The 17,106-nt window shown below is 74.1% G+C and carries 18 protein-coding genes; 7 read left to right on the forward strand and 11 right to left on the reverse strand.

The window, feature by feature from the left end; translation table 11 throughout:
• Positions 1-179 precede the first annotated feature (179 nt).
• Both ACSUPR_RS12170 and ACSUPR_RS12175 read left to right on the forward strand, forming a co-directional pair.
• Positions 180-1,838, forward strand: coding sequence for a trypsin-like peptidase domain-containing protein (locus ACSUPR_RS12170; RefSeq protein WP_436891353.1), 1,659 nt, complete (start codon positions 180-182; stop codon positions 1,836-1,838).
• A 433-nt stretch (positions 1,839-2,271) separates the two neighbouring features.
• Entirely contained in the window at positions 2,272-3,552 is a 1,281-nt protein-coding gene (locus ACSUPR_RS12175) for a glycosyltransferase (RefSeq protein ID WP_436891354.1), read from the forward strand.
• Here the strand turns inward: ACSUPR_RS12175 and ACSUPR_RS12180 are convergent.
• From ACSUPR_RS12180 to ACSUPR_RS12190, 3 genes are all read right to left on the reverse strand, one after another.
• Entirely contained in the window at positions 3,542-5,026 is a 1,485-nt protein-coding gene (locus ACSUPR_RS12180; RefSeq protein WP_436891355.1) for a HAMP domain-containing sensor histidine kinase, read from the reverse strand. The genes ACSUPR_RS12175 and ACSUPR_RS12180 overlap by 11 nt on opposite strands.
• Complete coding sequence (locus ACSUPR_RS12185) at positions 5,023-5,721, reverse strand: response regulator transcription factor (RefSeq protein ID WP_436891357.1); 699 nt, start codon at positions 5,719-5,721, stop codon at positions 5,023-5,025. Before ACSUPR_RS12185 ends, ACSUPR_RS12180 begins: the two co-directional genes overlap by 4 nt.
• A 72-nt stretch (positions 5,722-5,793) precedes the next feature.
• Entirely contained in the window at positions 5,794-6,738 is a 945-nt protein-coding gene (locus ACSUPR_RS12190) for an HpcH/HpaI aldolase/citrate lyase family protein (RefSeq protein WP_436891359.1), read from the reverse strand.
• A gap of 106 nt (positions 6,739-6,844) precedes the next feature.
• On the opposite strand from ACSUPR_RS12190, the gene ACSUPR_RS12195 reads away from it, so the two are divergent.
• Both ACSUPR_RS12195 and ACSUPR_RS12200 read left to right on the forward strand, forming a co-directional pair.
• On the forward strand, positions 6,845-9,169 hold the full coding sequence (locus tag ACSUPR_RS12195; RefSeq protein WP_436891361.1) for a molybdopterin-dependent oxidoreductase: 2,325 nt from the start codon (positions 6,845-6,847) through the stop codon (positions 9,167-9,169).
• A gap of 389 nt (positions 9,170-9,558) precedes the next feature.
• Positions 9,559-9,936 carry a DUF1622 domain-containing protein gene (locus ACSUPR_RS12200; protein WP_436891362.1) on the forward strand — a complete coding sequence of 126 codons (378 nt, stop codon included), beginning with the start codon at positions 9,559-9,561 and terminating at the stop codon, positions 9,934-9,936.
• Between the two features lie 96 nt (positions 9,937-10,032).
• Here ACSUPR_RS12200 and ACSUPR_RS12205 read toward each other — a convergent pair whose 3' ends face one another.
• The 5 genes from ACSUPR_RS12205 to ACSUPR_RS12225 are packed head-to-tail and all read right to left on the reverse strand — an operon-like array spanning position 10,033 to position 13,319.
• Positions 10,033-10,461 (reverse strand): hypothetical protein, encoded by a 429-nt coding sequence (locus ACSUPR_RS12205; protein ID WP_436891364.1) that lies wholly within the window; start codon positions 10,459-10,461, stop codon positions 10,033-10,035.
• A complete protein-coding gene (locus tag ACSUPR_RS12210; protein WP_436891366.1) occupies positions 10,458-11,228 on the reverse strand; it encodes a class I SAM-dependent methyltransferase in 771 nt (256 codons plus the stop codon). The genes ACSUPR_RS12205 and ACSUPR_RS12210 overlap by 4 nt, the downstream gene beginning before the upstream one ends.
• The gene (locus ACSUPR_RS12215) at positions 11,225-12,013 is read right to left on the reverse strand and encodes a DUF2071 domain-containing protein (protein WP_436891368.1); all 789 of its coding nucleotides are present in this window, start codon (positions 12,011-12,013) and stop codon (positions 11,225-11,227) included. Before ACSUPR_RS12215 ends, ACSUPR_RS12210 begins: the two co-directional genes overlap by 4 nt.
• Positions 12,010-12,927 (reverse strand): DUF3419 domain-containing protein, encoded by a 918-nt coding sequence (locus tag ACSUPR_RS12220; protein WP_436891369.1) that lies wholly within the window; start codon positions 12,925-12,927, stop codon positions 12,010-12,012. Before ACSUPR_RS12220 ends, ACSUPR_RS12215 begins: the two co-directional genes overlap by 4 nt.
• A complete protein-coding gene (locus tag ACSUPR_RS12225; RefSeq protein ID WP_436891371.1) occupies positions 12,924-13,319 on the reverse strand; it encodes a DoxX-like family protein in 396 nt (131 codons plus the stop codon). The genes ACSUPR_RS12220 and ACSUPR_RS12225 overlap by 4 nt, the downstream gene beginning before the upstream one ends.
• A 129-nt stretch (positions 13,320-13,448) precedes the next feature.
• On the opposite strand from ACSUPR_RS12225, the gene ACSUPR_RS12230 reads away from it, so the two are divergent.
• Positions 13,449-13,904 (forward strand): hypothetical protein, encoded by a 456-nt coding sequence (locus tag ACSUPR_RS12230; RefSeq protein ID WP_436891373.1) that lies wholly within the window; start codon positions 13,449-13,451, stop codon positions 13,902-13,904.
• 541 nt (positions 13,905-14,445) lie between these two features.
• Here ACSUPR_RS12230 and ACSUPR_RS12235 read toward each other — a convergent pair.
• From ACSUPR_RS12235 to ACSUPR_RS12245, 3 genes are all read right to left on the reverse strand, one after another.
• Positions 14,446-14,829, reverse strand: a complete 384-nt coding sequence (locus tag ACSUPR_RS12235; protein ID WP_436891374.1) for a hypothetical protein — start codon at positions 14,827-14,829, stop codon at positions 14,446-14,448.
• A gap of 86 nt (positions 14,830-14,915) precedes the next feature.
• Positions 14,916-15,134, reverse strand: a complete 219-nt coding sequence (locus ACSUPR_RS12240) for a hypothetical protein (protein WP_436891376.1) — start codon at positions 15,132-15,134, stop codon at positions 14,916-14,918.
• Positions 15,134-15,670 carry a hypothetical protein gene (locus ACSUPR_RS12245; RefSeq protein WP_436891377.1) on the reverse strand — a complete coding sequence of 179 codons (537 nt, stop codon included), beginning with the start codon at positions 15,668-15,670 and terminating at the stop codon, positions 15,134-15,136. Before ACSUPR_RS12245 ends, ACSUPR_RS12240 begins: the two co-directional genes overlap by 1 nt.
• 140 nt (positions 15,671-15,810) lie before the next feature.
• On the opposite strand from ACSUPR_RS12245, the gene ACSUPR_RS12250 reads away from it, so the two are divergent.
• Positions 15,811-16,716, forward strand: a complete 906-nt coding sequence (locus tag ACSUPR_RS12250) for a helix-turn-helix domain-containing protein (RefSeq protein WP_436891378.1) — start codon at positions 15,811-15,813, stop codon at positions 16,714-16,716.
• A gap of 10 nt (positions 16,717-16,726) precedes the next feature.
• Positions 16,727-16,906, forward strand: coding sequence for a DUF397 domain-containing protein (locus ACSUPR_RS12255; RefSeq protein ID WP_436891379.1), 180 nt, complete (start codon positions 16,727-16,729; stop codon positions 16,904-16,906).
• Positions 16,907-17,106 lie beyond the last annotated feature (200 nt).

A 17,106-nucleotide genomic window follows, 5' to 3' on the forward strand; every position in this document is an offset into this window, starting at 1 on the left:
CAACTCGGTGCATAGGACGCAGGAGGCGCTGATCCGGACGGACGGCGCCCCCACGACCGCTCTCGGCGGGAGAACGGACTCGAAACCCCGGTATATCGGGCTCTCACCCTGTTCTAACCCATGCGCCGCATGATGGAGCACACCAGATCGGAACATCGTCCCGCCAGCCGGAGGATGAGTTGAACCCCAGCGAACCCACACCAGGTACCGAACCCGACGCCTCGGAGAACCCGCCCGGGACCGACGCCACCGGGTCGGTGGGGGACGCCTCCGCCGGACGCGGGGCCACCGGTCCGCAGGGGTCGGAGCCCTCCGACGTCCGGGATGCGGGGGCACCCGGAATCTCGGAGGGCACCGGACCCCGGTTCGCCCCGCACGACCACCCGCAGGACCAGCCGCCGCGCTGGGCCACCGGGCCCAACGAGGCCGACCGGGTCGCCTTCTCCTTCCCGCCCGGGGGCGGGGAGGGTGCGCGCCCCGGCCCCGGCCCGGCGCCGCACGCCGCGGCCCAGGGCGGGTTCGGCCCGGGGGCGCCCGGCGGTCCGGTGCCGCAGGCCTCCTACGGGCAGGCGCAGGCCGTCCACGGGCACGCGCCCCACGGCCAGGGCCCCGGGGGGCCGCAGAGTCCCGGGGGGCCGCAGGGTCCCGGGGGGCCGCAGGGTCCTTTCGGGGCCACGTACCACCAGGGAGGGCAGCCGCCCTACGGCCCGCACGGCGCCCCGGTCGGCCCCGCCGCCCCGCAGCCCGGCCGAAAGCGCGGGTCGGTCGTCGGCATCGCCGCGGCGACGGCGCTGGTGACCAGCCTCATCGTCGGTCCGGCCACCGCGCTGGGCACCGCCTACCTCTTCCCCGACGGCCTGAGCGGCCCGGTCAGCTCCCTCACCGGCGAGCAGGGCGGGACCGCCACCGAGGGCGAGGTCGGCGATGTCGCCGAGAAGGTGCTGCCGAGCGTGGTGTCCATCCAGACCGCCAACGGCGGCGGCAGCGGGGTGGTCATCTCCTCCGACGGGCAGGTCCTCACCAACGCGCACGTGGTGGACGCGGCCCAGGGCGGGCCGCTGGAGGTCCTGTTCAACGACGGGACGTCCGCGCCGGCCGAGGTGCTGGGCTCGGATCCGGTGTCCGACATCGCCATCGTCCAGGCCCAGGGCGCCAGCGGGCTCCAGCCCGCCGTGCTGGGCGACTCCGACCAGGTCGGGGTGGGCGCCGACGTGGTCGCGATCGGCTCCCCGCTGGGACTGTCCGGCACCGTGACCACGGGCGTGGTCAGCGCGCTCAACCGGCCGGTCAACACCGGGGCCACCGAGAGCGGCACGGGGCAGACCTCGACGGTGATCAACGCGATCCAGACCGACGCGGCGATCAACCCCGGCAACTCGGGCGGACCGCTGGTGAACATGGCGGGCGAGGTCATCGGCATCAACACCGCCATCGCCGGGCTCTCCCAGGAGAGCGGCTCGGTGGGCCTGGGCTTCGCCATCCCCATCAACCAGGCCAAGCCGATCGCCGAGCAGCTGGTCTCGGAGGGCAGCGCGAGCTACCCGGCGATCGAGGCCACCATCACCAACAGCCCCGACGGCGGCGCCGCCATCGTCGAGGTGACCGAGGGAGGTGCGGCCGACGAGGCCGGTCTGCGCCCGGACGACGTGATCGTGTCCGTCGACGGCATCCGGGTCACCACGCCGGACCAGCTCATCGCGGAGATCCGCTCGCACCGCCCGGGCGACGAGATCACGCTGGGCGTGCGCGCCGGCGGCTCCGGCCAGGAGAAGGAGATCGCGGTGACGCTCGGCGAGCAGAGCTCGGCCTCGGTGGAGCAGGAGGGCGAGGAGGACTGACCCCGGGACGGGGAACCGCCCGGGGCGGCCCCGCAGGGGAGGACACGGAAGGACCGCGGGGGCGGGGCCGCAGGCCCCGCCCCCGTTCGCGTGCCCGCCCCCGTTCCGTCCGGCCTGGAGCCCGGGGGGTGGCACCACCCCGACCGTGGTGCGTGCCCCCTCGTGCGGCGGGGCGGCCGGAAATAGGCTGGTCGCAGGCATCGGGGCGGTGGGCGGAGACGGCTCCGCGGCTGCGGCCGGGCGGAGAAGTCACCGGTCGGCAACGGTGCGGTGATTGAGAGTGTCCGCACCATCACTCAGGGTATCGTTCCCTGCGTCGTGTGCTCGCCGGTCGCCGCCCCGTCATCCGGAGGTCGGCGATGGTCAACGCGGGTGCCCCACACTCGTGCGTACACGGCGACCCGACGTGCACCGGTTCAGGAGACATCCCGATATGACCACCTCGTTCCTTCCCGAATCACCCGTGGCGGCCGAGGTCCGGACGGCCGCAGCGGGGCACCGCACGACCGTGCTCATCGGCACGGACACCTACCCGCCCGACGTGAACGGCGCCGCCTACTTCACCGCCCGGCTGGCGCGGGGGCTGGTGGGGCGCGGGGTGCGCGTGCACGTGGTGTGCCCCTCCCCCGACGGGCGCCCGCACGTGGTGGAGCGCGACGGAGTGGTCGAGCACCGGCTGCGGTCGGTGTCGTCCCTGGTCCACGACAGCGTGCGGCTGGCCCTGCCGCTGGGGGTGCGCGGCCACCTGGACCGGCTGCTGGAGCGGTTGGGCCCCGACGCCGTGCACATCCAGAACCACTTCCTCATCGGCCGGATGCTGGCCGCCGCGGCCCGGACGCACGGCGTTCCGGTGGTGGCCACCAACCACTTCATGCCGGAGAACCTCTTCGACTACGTGCACGTCCCCGGGCCGCTGCGCCCGCACGCCGCCCGGCTCGCCTGGCGGGACCTGGGCACGGTGCTGTCCCGCGTGGACCACGTGACCACGCCGACCCCGGCGGCCGCCCGGCTGCTGTGGGAGCAGGGGTTCGCCCGGCCGGTGGAGCCGGTCTCGTGCGGGATCGACCTGGCGCGGTTCCGGCCCCTGGAGGGCGGGGACGGGCAGCGGCGGCGCATCCGGTCCCGGCTGGGGATCCCCGACCGCAGGACGATGGTGTTCGTGGGGCGGCTGGACGAGGAGAAGCGGGCGGACGAGCTGGTCCGGGCGGCGGCGCGCACCGACGAGGACGTCCAGCTGGTGCTGGCCGGGCACGGCGCCTACCGCCGGAGGCTGGAGGAGCTGGCAGCCGCCGAGGGGGTCGCCGACCGGGTGGTGTTCCTGGGGTTCGTCGCCCACGAGGACCTCCCGGACGTGTACCGGGCCGCGGACGTGTTCACCATCGCGGGCATCGCCGAACTGCAGAGCATCGCCACCCTGGAGGCCATGGCGTCCGGGCTGCCGGTGGTGGCGGCCGACGCCATGGCCCTGCCCCACCTGGTGGAGGAGGGCGCCAACGGGTTCCTGTACCGGCCGGGGTCGCCCGCGGAGCTGGCCGCGCGGGTGGACGAGGTCGTCGCCGACGAGGCGCGGCGTCGGGCCATGGGGGCGCACAGCCGGGAGATGGCCTGCGCCCACCGGCTGGAGGACTCGCTGGCCCGGTTCGAGCGGATCTACCGGGAGGCGGCGGCCGAGGGCGTGGCGCTGCCCGTGGGCGGGCTCGCCGTCAGCCGGTAGGCGGCGCTCCCCCTGGCCCGGGTCCCGGCGCGGGCGGCGGGTCGGTCAGCGGGAGCGTGAAGCCGATGGCGGCCCCGCCGCCCTCCCGGTTGCGGGCGAACACGTCGCCGCCGTGGGCGCGGGCGATCTCCCGCACCATGGACAGCCCCAGCCCCGAACCCGGCAGGCCGCGGGCCGAGGTGGCGCGGTAGAAGCGCTCGAACACCCGCTCCGACTCGGCCGGGTCGATGCCCGGGCCCCGGTCCAGCACCTCGACGGTGCCGTTGCGGACCCGGATCTCGATGGGCGCGGTGCCGTCGGGGTCGAACTTCGCCGAGTTCTCCACCGGGTTGGCCACCGCCCGCTCCAGGGCGCCCGGGCGGCCGTGCACGGTGCTGCCGTCGGCGTCCACGACGATCTCCCGGCCGGTGCGCCGCCGGGTGCGCTCCGCCACCTTCTCGGCGATGTCGGCCAGGCGCACCGCGCTCGGCGTCTCGTCCTCGTGGTCGCCGGTGGCCAGCCCCACCAGTTCGTTCACGAGGGTGGTCAGCTCGCGGGTCTCCCCGCGCAGGTCGTCGATGAGGCTGGAGCGCGCCTGCGGGGTGAGCCGGTCGGCCCGGCCCAGCACCTGGATGTTGGTGTACAGGCTGGTCAGCGGGGTGCGCAGTTCGTGGGCGGCGTCCTGGACCAGGCGCCGCTGCTCCTCCTGGGAGCGGGCCAGGCGGGCGAGCATGGCGTTGAAGGCGTCGCCGAGGCGGTCCACCTCGTCGTGCCCGTCCTCCCCGGCGGCGGCGTCCCGGCGCCCCGCCAGCGGGTCGAGGCGGCCGGTGGAGCTGACGTACTCGGCCGCGTCGGTGAGGCGGGCCAGCCGCCCGGTGGTGCGGTGGCCGACGAGCCAGCCCACGCAGGCCGCGCACAGGGCGACCAGCAGGCCCACCCACAGGATCTGGGTGGCCAGGCGGTCGAGCATCTTCTCGGTGGGCGACATCTGCTGGATGACCTGGAGGGCGCCCACCCCCTCCCCCAGGGAGACCGTCGCCACCCGGTAGTCCTGGCCGTGCACCTCCTGCTCGCGGGTGGCCACGGCCCCGGGCTCGGTGGCGGCCACCATCTCCAGGTCCTCCTCGTCGGGCGGGAAGAGCACCACCTCGGCGGCGCCCGAGACCTCGACCTGGCGGGTGCCGTCCGGGGCCAGGTAGTGGATCTGGAGGTCCTTGCCGGCCAGGATCGGGCCCCGGTCCGGGGTGAGGGCGTCGCCCTGGTTCTCGCGCAGGGAGACGATCTGGTCGGACAGGGCGGTGACGACCCGGTCGAACTCGTCGCGCACGTCGGCGCGGATGAGCGCGGCCGCCGTGGTGTAGGCCAGGGTGCCGACCAGGGCGATGGTGACCCCGACGACCAGTGCGAACAGCACGGCGAACCGGGTGCCCAGCCGCCAGTCGCCCGGGCGCGTGAGCACGCGGGCGTAGGCCCTGAGCCGGGACACGGCGCTCACGCCTGCGGGCGCAGCGTGTACCCGACACCGCGCACGGTCTGGATGAGCGGCGGACCGCCGTCCTCCAGTTTGCGGCGCAGGTAGCTGATGTAGACCGCGAGGTTCTTGGACTCCGGACCGAAGTCGTAGCCCCAGATGCGGTCGTAGATGGTGGCGTGGTCCAGCACGATGCCCGCGTTGCGGACCAGCAGTTCGAGCAGGTCGAACTCGGTCTTGGACAGCTCGATCTCGCGGTCGCCCCGCCACACCCGGCGGGCGCGCGGGTCCAGGCCCAGTTCGCCGACCCGCAGCGTGCCCTCGTCCGGGTCGCCGGGGGCGGGCGCGGCGCGGCGCAGCAGGGCGCGCAGCCGGGCCAGCAGCTCGTCCAGCTCGAAGGGCTTGGCGAGGTAGTCGTCGGCCCCCGCGTCCAGGCCCGCCACCCGGTCGGGGGTCTCCACGCGGGCGGTGAGCATGAGGATCGGGGTCCGGTCGTGCTCGGCCCGCAGGACCCGGGCCACGCCCAGCCCGTCCACGCCCGGCATCATCACGTCGAGGACGAGCAGGTCGACGGGGTCGGAGTGGACGGCGGCGAGCGCCTGCACCCCGTCGGCGACGGTCCGGACCGCGTAGCCCTCCAGTTGGAGGGCGCGTTCCAGCGACTCCCTGATGGCGCGGTCGTCGTCGGCGACCAGCACGGTGGCGGTGGTGGCGTCCATGGTCATCATGCTGCCGTATCCGGGTGAGAGGCCGGTAAGAGGCGGGTGGGTCGTGTGTCAGAGAAGCGCCGGTCAGGCGGGCGGGGTGAAGGTGCGGGTGCGGCTCAGCCCCGCGGCCCGGCCCTTGCCCGCGATCACGAGGGCCATCTTGCGGGACGCCTCGTCCAGCATCTCCTCGCCGAGCATGACGGCGCCGCGCCGCTCCACGCCGGTGGCGTGGGCGTAGGCGTCCAGGATGAGCTCGGCGTGGTCGTAGTCCTCCTGGGAGGGGGCGAAGGCCTCGTTGGCGGCCTCCACCTGGATGGGGTGCAGCACCCACTTGCCGTCGAAGCCCAGGGCCGCGGTGCGCGCGGCGGCGCGGCGGAACGCGTCCACGTCGCGGATCTGGAGGTAGGGGCCGTCGATCGCCTGGAGCCCGTGGGCGCGGGCGGCGGTGAGGATGCGCATGAGGACGTAGTGGTAGGCGTCGCCGGTGTCGTAGCCGGGCGGCTGCTCGCCCACGACCAGGGTCTTCATGTTGAGGGAGGCCATGAAGTCGGCGGGGCCGTACACCAGGGTCTGCAGGCGCGGGGACGCGGCGGCGATCTCCTCGACGTTGGTGAGGCCCCGGGCGTCCTCGATCTGGGCCTCGATGCCGATGCGGCCGACCGGCAGGCCGACGGCGCGCTCGACCTGGGTGAGCAGGGTGTCCAGCCAGTGGACGTCGCGGGCCGCGGTGACCTTGGGCAGCACCAGGGCGTCCAGGTTCGCGCCCGCGCCCTCGACCACGGTGATGACGTCCCGGTAGGACCAGGCGGTGGTGGCGTCGTTGACCCGGACGGTGCGGACCCGGTCGCCCCAGCCGCCGTCGTTGAGGGCGGCGACCACGGTGGCGCGGGCGGCCTCCTTCTCCGCGGGGGCGACCGCGTCCTCCAGGTCGAGGAAGAAGGCGTCCGTGTCCAGTCCGCGCGCCTTCTCCACGAACCGGGGGTTGGACCCCGGCACCGCGAGTACCGACCGTCGCGCCCTGAGCCCCATGTTCTCCCCCGTGGTGTCTGCGGTGGTGCGGGCCCATCATCGCATTCCGGCGGTGCATAAAGTGGGACGGGGCCCCACGGGCCCCGAGAACCGGGAGGAGCCGTCCATGTCCACCACGTCGTACCCGACCAGCGCCCACTGGGGCAGTTACCGGGTCCTGGTCAGCGGCGACCGGGTGGTGGGGGTGCGGCCGGACCCGGACGACCCGGCGCCGTCCCCCGTCATGGAGAACACCCCCGTCGCCCAGCACCACGCGTCGCGGGTGGCCCGGCCCGCCGTGCGGCGCCGCTGGCTGGAGCACGGGCCCGGCCCCGACGCGCGCCGGGGCGACCCCGACGACGAGTACGTCGAGGTCGGCTGGGACCGGGCGCTGGACCTGCTCGCCGGAGAGCTGGACCGGGTGCGGACCGTCCACGGGAACGCGGCGATCTACGGCGGGTCCTACGGCTGGGGCAGCGCCGGGCGGGTGCACCACGCGCAGAGCCAGCTGCACCGGTTCCTCAACACCGTCGGCGGGTACACGCGCTCGCGCACCACCTACAGCCACGGCGCGGTGGAGACGCTGTTCCCGCGCATCATCGGCACCCCGGCCGCGAACCGGCTGCTGCACCGGGCGCCCTCCTGGGAGGTGATCCGGGAGCACACCGACCTGGTGGTGACGTTCGGCGGGCTGCGGGTGTCCAACACCTGGACGACCTCGGGCGGGCGGGCCGCGCAGACCGCCGGACCGGCGATGCGGGCGGCCTCCGACGCCGGGGTCGGGTTCGTGTCCCTGTCCCCGCTGCGCGACGACACCCCGGACGACGTCAAGGCCGAGTGGGTCCCGCTGCGGCCGGGCACCGACACCGCGGTGCTGCTGGCGCTCATGCACGTGCTGTTCACCGAGGACCTGGCCGACACGGGGTTCCTGGACCGGTACACCGAGGGCGCCGACGTGGTGCGGTCCTACGTGCTGGGCGGGCGCGACGAGCGCGGGAACCGGCCCGGCACGGCCCGCACCCCCGAGTGGGCGGAGCGGATCAGCGGGGTGCCCGCGGACGGCATCCGGGATCTGGCCCGGCGGATGGCGCGGGGGCGGACCCTGGTCAACGTGGGCTGGTCGGTGCAGCGGGCCCGGTACGGCGAGCAGCCGCTGTGGGCGGGGCTCGCGCTGGCCTGCTGCCTGGGGCAGGTGGGCCTGCCGGGCGGCGGGTTCGCGTCGGGGTACGGGTCCATGGGCAACTACGGGGGCGGGTCCACCCCCCTGGGGCTGCCGGTGATGCCGCAGGGCGACAACGCGGTCAAGGACTTCATCCCGGTGGCGCGGGTGGCGGACATGCTGCTGCACCCGGGCGAGGCGTACCACTACGACGGCGGGGAGCGGCGCTACCCGGACATCAGGCTGGTCTACTGGGCGGGCGGCAACCCGTTCCACCACCACCAGGACCTGGCCCGGCTGACCCGGGCGTTCGGGCGGCCGGAGACCGTGGTGGTGCACGAGACGCACTGGACGGCGACGGCCCGGCACGCCGACATCGTCATCCCGTCCACGACGGTGCTGGAGCGCGACGACCTGGCCGCCAGCCGGGGCGACCTGAGCGTGCGGGCGATGCCCCGGGCGGTGCCGCCGCACGGCGAGGCGCGCGACGAGTACGACACCTACGCGGACCTGGCCGGGCGGCTGGGGGTGCGGGACGAGTTCACCGAGGGGCGCACCTCCGCCGGGTGGATGCGGGAGATCTACCGGCGGTGGCGGTCGCTGGTGACGCGGCGCGGGCTGGAGGTGCCGGGGTTCGATGAGTTCTGGGCGGCCGGCCGGGTGGAGATGCCGGGCCGGGTCGAGGACGAGGCGCTGCTCGGCGAGTTCCGCGCGGACCCGGAGGGGAACGCGCTGCGGACGCCGAGCGGGCGTATCGAGCTGTACTCGGAGACGATCGCGTCGTTCGGGTACGAGGACTGCCCGGGGCACCCGGTGTGGCTGGGGCGGGCGGTGCCGGACCGCGGCGACGACCTCCCGCTGGTGCTGGTGGCCAACCAGCCGACGGGGCGCCTGCACGGCCAGCAGGACATGGGCGCGCACAGCATGGGCGAGAAGGTGGGAGGCCGGGCGCCGGTGCGCCTGCACCCGGACGACGCGGCCGCCGCGGGGATCGCCGCCGGGGACCTGGTGCGGGTGGTCGGCGAGCGCGGGTCCTGCCTGGCGGGGGCGGTGCTCAGCGACGCGCTGATGCCGGGCGTGGTGCAGCTGTCGACGGGCGCCTGGTACGACCCGTCCTCGGCGGAGGCCACCTGCGTCCACGGCAACCCGAACGCGCTCACCGCCGACGTGGGCACGTCGTCCCTGAGCCAGGGCTGCACGGGCCAGCTGGCGCGTGTGCGTGTGGAGCGCTTCGACGGCACCCCGCCGCCGGTCCGCGCCTTCGACCCGCCCCGGGGAACCACCCCGGCCTGACCCGTCCGCCCGGGGCCCTCCGGAGGGGGCGTCCACCCGTTCCGACCGTGCCGGGAGTTCCGGGCGTGCCGGGGTGCCCGGATCCGGTCCCCGGCCGGCGGGCGCCCCGGCTCCCCGGTCGCCCGGACGCTTCGCGGAACGGGTGCGGAGCGGTGGCCGCGGCCGCTCCCGCGGCGGCGCCGGCGGCGCGGGGCCCGGATGAGCGTCGCGGCCCGTGCGCCGGGACGGTCCCGGGGCGGCACAGGCCCCGGGCATGAAGGAGCCCCCTCGCGGGCAGTCGTGGTGTCAGCGCCGCAGGTCCCGGCCTGGGAGGCGGGCGCGCCGGGGCGGGTGCCGTGGGCGGCGCCCCGGGCACGGGGCCGGGCACGTGTCCACGACGGGGGGAACTCATGGGCGTCGCCGAGGTCGTCGAGTCGGTGGGAACGGCGATCGATGTGGCGGGGGTGGCGGTGATCGTCCTGGGCACGGCCGCCGCGACCGCCGTGTTCCTGTACCGGCTCGCCCACCGAAGGGCCCTGGAGGAGATCTACCGGCCCTACCGCCAGGGGGTGGGGCGGGCCATCCTGCTGGGGCTGGAGTTCCTGGTGGCGGGGGACATCATCCGCACGGTGGCGATCGAGCCGACCTTCCACAGCGTCGGCGTGCTCGCGGGCATCGTGCTGATCCGCACCTTCCTCAGCTTCTCGCTGGAGGTCGAGCTGGAGAACCGGTGGCCCTGGCAGCGGCGCCGCGGGGCCGCCGAGAGGTCGGTGCCGGGAGCGGGGTGACCCGCGGGGACCCCGGGGCCGGCGGGCCGCGATGGCGCCCCGCCCCGGCGCCCGGTGGCGTGCCGCGCCCTCCCGGATCCGGGAGGGGGCGGCACGCTACCGGGCGGCCGTGTACCAGGCGAGCGCGAAGACCCCGGCCACCCATGTCCACAGCAGACAGAACCCCAGGTGGGCGAGGGTGCGCAGCGGGTCGCCCCGCCAGAGGGAGGGCGAGAAGTAGGCGAACTGGAACAGCCAGCGCAGGGACCAGAACACGGTCTCGGCGGCGAGCAGGGCACGGCCCAGGCGTCCGCCGGCCAGGAGGTCGGGTGCCAGCAGCAGCGGGAGGGCGCCCAGCAGGGCGCAGGTGGCGCCGATGAAGAAGAAGTGCGCTCCCGCGACCTGCCGGGCCGGGTCGGCCATCCGTGAGACCTGGGCCGGCCAGTCGATCAGCCTGGGCAGCACCAGGTGGAACAGCCCGAGCGCGACCAGGACGGCCCCCACCGCGCGCAGCTGGCCCTGGACGGAGAGGAGGTCCTCGATCACCGTGCGGGCCTCACGAAGGTGAACACCGTGACCAGACCGGCCAGGCGCCGTTCCGAGACCGGGCGCAGCCCGGCGGCGTGCGCGGTCCGAAGCCACCGGGACCGGGGCATGAAGTGCTCGGCGCCCGGCCCGAAGACCGCGATGTTGGCGGGGTCCCGGCAGTGTTCGACCAGGACGAGCGCGCCGCCGGGGCGCAGGACGCGCGCCACCTCGCCGAAGACCGCGTTCCGGTCGGCGGCGGTGCGCAGCTCGTGCAGGGCGAAGGGCGCGATGACGGTGTCCGCCGACGCGTCCGGGGCGGGGAGGGCGTACGGCGTGCACGCCACCGTGCCCGGCCGGGGCGGCACCCGGCGGCGGGCGCGCCGCAGTGACGGCTCCACGACCGGGAGCGCGTCGTACAGGTCCGCGACGGTCTGCTCGCACCCGGGGTGGAGTGCGGAGATCGGGCCGCTGGCCTCGTCCAGGCCCGCCGAGACCACCAGGTGCCGCCCCGGGCCGCCGGGGCGCCCGGCCGTGGACAGGACGGGGGCGAGCCACGTCCAGTCGTGCAGGGGCGAGCGGTCGTAGACGGCGTGGGAGGCCGCGAGAGAGGCCGCGGTCCACCACGCCCCGGCGCCGGCCACGGCCCAGGAGACCGCCCGCGCCGCACCGCGCAGCCGCCGTGCGGCCAGTGTCCCGCCGACGGCCACGGCGGTGCCCGCCAGGTACAGGGGCCAGTTGTAGGCGATGACGTGGCGCGCCCCGGAGGGGGCCGGCCGGCGGCTCATCCCCGCCTCCCGGCGGGGGCCACGAGTCGGCCGCGGTGCCATCCGTAGTCCACACCCGCGACGTGGAAGGCGTTGGCCAGGACCGGTTCGGTCCCGCGGAAGGGTCCGTGCCGGAAGAACGTCAGCCGCCCCACGTCCACCGCGACCGGGCGCGGCTCCCAGCTCGTGCGCAGTGCCTTGACCACCAGTACCTTTCCGCTGCGCGGGTCGTGCTCGAAGGTGTGGGGCAGGGGCCCGGCGAAGCGGCGCGCGTCCCGCTCGGTGGCGAAGGGGGACCCCTCCGGCAGGGGGGCGTCTGCGCCGTCCAGGGAGGCGCCGATCCGCAGGTCGGCCCGGCCGTCCGCCGAGCGCACGGCGACCTCCAGCCGGTTCCCGGCCCGGCGGGTGCCGAGGACCGCGCGCTCGTAGCCGTAGCGGGTCAGCAGCATGCCCGCCGCGGCCAGGAGGGGGCTCGACGTCTGGCTGCGCAGGATGCGCAGGCCCCGCAGGGTGCGCGTTCCGTCCGTGGTGGTGCGTTCCACCCGGAGCCGCGTGAAGACGCGGTAGCCGGTCATCACCTGGTCGGTGCCCAGCGGGGAGGGCAGGAAGGCCGGGCGCAGGCCCCGCATCGCCACGGCGGCGACGGCTGCGAACCCGTGTTCGGTGCCGTCGGGGGCGCGGTAGGTGTCCAGCTCCAGGCCGGGTGTGAGCAGGGGGCGCAGCACGTGCGGGGGGAAGGCGTAGGTGAGCACGAGCGAGTCGGTGAAGTGGGCACGCATCGGCAGGGGGTGCTGCTGGATTCTCATCTCGGGCCTCCGACGGCGGTGGCGTACAGGCTTCCCCAGAGGGGGCAGCGCTCCTCGGCGGCGCGTTCGGCGGCGGCGGAGCCGGGCGTGCCTCCCACACTGCGCAGCACGGCGGTCCCGCCGGGCCGGACCGCGCGTTCGACGGCAGCGCGCAGCCGTCGGCGGTAGGCGGGGCCGGGGCCGTCCAGGACGTTGGACAGGGTCACCGCGTCATAGGTGCGGGCGGGGACCGACTCCAGGTGTTCGGCGATGTCGCCGGCCAGCCAGCGGACCGGGCCGGGGCGGAGGGCGGGGGCGGGCGGGTCGGCGGGGCGTCCGGCCAGCAGCGCGGCGAGGAGGGGGTTGTCGTTGTTCGGGTGGCGGGCGACGACGCGGGCGGTCCGGGAGCGCAGCGCGGCGTCGAAGCGGGCGGGGACGACGTGGCGGAAACCGGGGGCGAGGGTCGCGGCGAGCAGCCCGACGGGACGGAGGGCGGCGCCCATGAGGAGCCGCAGGCCGGGGCCGTCCAGGCGGGTGCGCCACCACGAGGACTGGACCGGGGGGTCGTCCAGGCCGAGGAAGGCGTCGAGGGGGGCGGGGCGCCATGCGGGCAGGGCGAGGGCGGCGGCGCGGCGGCCCGCCGCGAGCATCAGTTCGGCGCTCCCGGCGACGGCGGGTGCCCCGCCGTCGAGGCGGGCTCGGGCGTAGGCGAGCTGGACGGGGTTGACGTCGATCGCGGTGACGTCGTATCCGGCGCGGGAGAGGGCGGCGGCGGTGTCCCCAGCCGAGGCGATGCAGAGCACGCGGGCGGGGGCGGGGGGAAAGGCGCGCAGCTCCACACGCGGGTCCTCGTACATGCGGCCGAAGAGGAGTCGTGGTCCGCGGCCGGGAAGGGCGAGGATGCGCCCCGCGGACCAGGGGTTGCGGGGGGTCATCGGCGGGCCTCGGCCTGCCGGGCGGCCACCATCCACGCGAGGGCGATGATCGCCAGGTTGGCGGTGAGCATGCGGCCGGGTTCGTCGATGTTGCCGGGGGAGAGCAGGAGGCCGCCGGCGTTGAAGGCGGCGATGAGGGCGGTCTGGAGGGCCGCCGCCGCGTACGGGCGCCGGCCCCAGAGGACCCACAGGCCGATCGCGGCCTCCATCAGGCCGATCGCGACGAGGAGGGGGGTGACCAGGGTGTCGGGGAGGAGGGGGAGGTCGGCGACGATCGCCCGGTGGTCGTCGCGCCCGGGCCAGACCTTGCACCACAGGCCCTCGTAGAACCAGACCAGGGAGAGGACCGCGGCCGGGGCGAGGGTCCGGGCGGCCCTTGGGGGGTGGGTCATGGATTCATGGAACCACTCCGGTTGCGCACGGCCGTTTCGGGGTCTGTTCGACGGTACGGGTCGGCCCCGGGCGCGGGTCCGCCGTGCGCGGAGACCATAATGGGGCCTCCTGTATCCGCCTGTGCCCAGATGGGAAAGCAGTTCATGAGAAGGAGTGCCGGTACCGTCCGGCGGTGGTCCGAAGCCGTACTCGGGCAACTCGGAAGTCCCGAGGTCTTCGAGCTGGTCATCGAACCGGTGGATGATGTGGAAGCGGTCGTCGTGGATACAGGGCTCGCCCCGGGGGCGAGTTTCGTCCTCGGCTTCGAGAACACGTCCGAGGGTGCCGAGTCCGGTGTCCTGGTCGGTATTTCCCTGCATCCGGAAGGCTACGGTTCCATGGCGAGGATCCCGGATTCGCTGACGGACGGTGAGGCCGTCGTCGTACTCGCCGACCGGTTCCAGGAAGAGGTGCTGGAGAGCACACACGGGAAACCCGCTCCCCCGTGCCCGGGGCATCCGCATCCGCCGAGGCCCGAAGTGGTGGGGGAAGTCCCTTCATGGGTTTGCCCATCGACTGGGAAAGCCGTTCTTCCGATTCTCTAGAGGGACTCCATTCGCCGGCATCCTGGCCGAGTCCGGCTTTTTCGGGTCGCGTGGAGCCCCGGCTGAAGTTCGTGATTTCCAGGTACGGGCGAATCACGCCCGGCCTTCACCGAGAACCGCCGGGGCCATCCCCGCGTGCGCGGGGAGCAGGTCGGGCAGACCTACGCCGCGCTCCAGATCGCGGGACCATCCCCGCGTGCGCGGGGAGCAGACTCGCTGACCAGGTCGGATTACACCGTCAACCAGCCAATTCTATGACTTCTCAAGAAACGGACATTCCACGCGGGATGTGCTGCTCACTGTAGCGCCCAGGCCTACGGCTAGCGGTCCCACTGCCGTCGCTTAGGCCACTTGCCGCCCTGGCCGTTGCACATGGAGCAGTCCTACTGCTCAGCATTCGGAATGCGCACGGGTGCGGGTGCGGCGAGAGTCGAAGTCATCGTGAACTCCGGAGTCTCACTGCGGTCTGTCAGTGGCCCGCGCGCCCGGGAGGACTGGTGGGGTCCCGGGCACGCGGGGGTCCGGGATGTGGCGCGGGCGATCAGTCGCCGTGGGCGTACTTGCGGCCCTGTTCACCGATGAGCGGCACACCGCATGCGCGCTGATCTGAGATGACCTCTCCCTGGCGGCGGACTGCGTCCTTCTCCTCGTCGGTGAGGTCGTCGGGGATGGGGTCTTCGGCCGGGTCGGTGTACCGGGGCCCGTCGTCCATGCCCTTCTCCGTTTCGGTGGTGTGGCGGTGGGCGAGGAGGCGGCGCATGGCGGCGTGGTCGGGTGCGGCCAGGCGCTCGTGCGGGTCTCCGGGGCCGGTCCAGCCGATGGGCCGGTAGGCGACCACCTCCATGCCGCCGTCCGGAGCGGGCTCCAAAGTCAGAACCCAGCGGCGGTGGATGAGGTCGTCCAGCATCCGAAGGGTCAGATCCACCGGCTTCCGAGAAGAAGGCGGCTCCGCAGAAGGGCCGACGGGAGGGCGCGGCGGCGGCAATCGGGGCGCCTGGCCGGGTTCGGTGGTCACAGTTCCTCCAGAGGGCTGCGCCAGATGAGCGGGAGCGGGTGCGGGTCGCGCCCGGAGGTCACCGCGACCCGGGTCTCGGTGCCGTGGACGGCGGCGTAGACCGCGTGACCTTCGAGGTCGGGCCCCAGGTACCGCAACGGCACTCGGTGGATGCTCGCCCAGAACCCCAAGGTCTGGAGTGAGGGGAGCTCGCGGATGTCGCACACGTGGTGCATCAGGCCGCCCTTCCCAGGTTCCAGGCCAGGATGCGCGAGGCGGCCCGTGCGTCCAGCCAGGCCGCCGAACACTCCGACACCGAGGACACCTGCGGCAACGGTCGGGAGGCGCGGGTGCGGTGCGCGGCCGTGCGGGCCCGCAACCGCGCGGCCGCCCTGCGCCCGCCGGGGTCGGGTTCCACCGGTCGGGGGCGGGTGCCTTCGCGCAGGGCGTGGATACGGGGCCGGGCCGCGACCGCGGCCGCGAACCCCGATACCGGCACCGGAGCCGGGGCCGGGGCCGGGGTCGGGGTCGGGAGGGAGGCCGCCGCCGGGTCCTGGGCCGGGGCTGAGGTCGGCACCGGGTCCGGGTCGGGGGTGGTCAGGGACAGCCAGCGGCGTACCGCCAGGGTCAGCGGGGCCAGGTCGCGGGCGGGGTGGGTGGTGTACATGCGGGCCCGGGAGGCCCTGCGCGGTCGGCGCCAGCGCAGGGCCTCGCCTGCGAGCCAGCGCACGGCCACGAGTTCGGAGCAGTTCAGGTAGCGGTATCGCGCCATACGCGCACACCTCCGGTCAGGGCACCGGGTGGGAGGCCCGGCAAGGGATGAATACAGGCTCCATACTGACTCTGTCAGACTGACACGTCAAGGAGACCAAGTCAGACTGACCAGAATGTCTACTTCTGAGGAGGAGCTTTATGATCCAGAAGGCGAAGCATCCCGACCAGGACAAGAAAGTAGACGCCCCCGTGGCACCACCACCTCAGCCCAGCATCGAGCGACGCAGACTCGCCGCGGAGCTGCGGAGCCTGCGCGACGCCGCCGGGCTGACCATCGAGGAGGCCCGGACTGCTCTCGGTTGGTCGTCCGGTCGTCTGAACCACATGGAGGGTGGCCGCCATTCCGTGCCGGATGCGTCCGGGCTCCGTGCTCTCCTCGATCTCTACGGAGTCACTGACACGACCCGCCGGGAAGCGCTCGACGCGCTCCGCCAGGAAGCCAAGGCCCGCCCGTGGTGGCGCGTTTATGAAGACGTTCTCACTGATGGGTTCCTCGGGTGGGAGGAGCGGGCGAGAAGGATCGTCGCGTTCCAATCAACCGTCATCCCCGGTCTGCTCCAGACACCGGAGTACGCCGCAGCCTCCGCGCGTGCGTCCTTGACACGCACAGAGGAAGAGATCAAGCGGATCGTCGCCGCACGCATCGAACGGCAGGAGCGCGTGTTGGGGCGTCCGGACGCACCGGAATTCCGATGCGTCCTGGACGAGGCCGCCCTCCTCCGCCTGGCCGCCATGCCCGCCCCGCTGGCCAACCGGCAGCTCCGGCATCTGGTGTCCATGGCCGAAGCGATCAACACCGTGAGCTTGTCGGTGCTACCGATCTCTGTCGGTCTGCACGGGTGCCTACATGGCTCGACGGTGCTGCTCGAGTACGACGACGAGCGTGACCCGCCCATCGTGTATCTCGAGACCCGGAGCAGCGGCACCTACGTGACCGGGCCGGCACAGGTGGCGGACTACCGTCTCGCTCTGGACGATGTGACGGCCGACGCCCTGTCCAAAAGCGCCAGCATCGACCTGATCGGCAGCCTGATCACCGACTAGAAGAGGCACCGTGTATTCATCCCAGCAGTTCCACAAGTCCAGCTACAGCGCCAACGAATCCGCGTGCGTCGAGGTGGCGGAGGGCGTCGAGACCCTGGTGCGCGACACCCAGAACCGCGAGCGCGGACACCTCGCCTTCTCCGGCCGCGAGTGGGAAGCGGCTGTCCAAGCACTCCGTCAGGAAGGCTAGCGTCAACGAACAGGAGCCCCCGGCGAGATGGCCGGGGGCTCCTGTGTATTCATCCCACGCCGAGTGTACAAGCGCTCCAGAGCCTCGACAGGGTGGCTCGGAGACCGGTCGTCTCCTGTTCGGGCCGGCTGAACGTATGCCCTTCTGCGGGTGGCGGAACGGCGTTGATCACCGCCCCTCCACCCCCTAGATCGTTGATG

Origin of the sequence: Nocardiopsis dassonvillei, from assembly GCF_964273065.1 — a bacterium.
Taxonomy (GTDB): domain Bacteria; phylum Actinomycetota; class Actinomycetes; order Streptosporangiales; family Streptosporangiaceae; genus Nocardiopsis; species Nocardiopsis dassonvillei_B.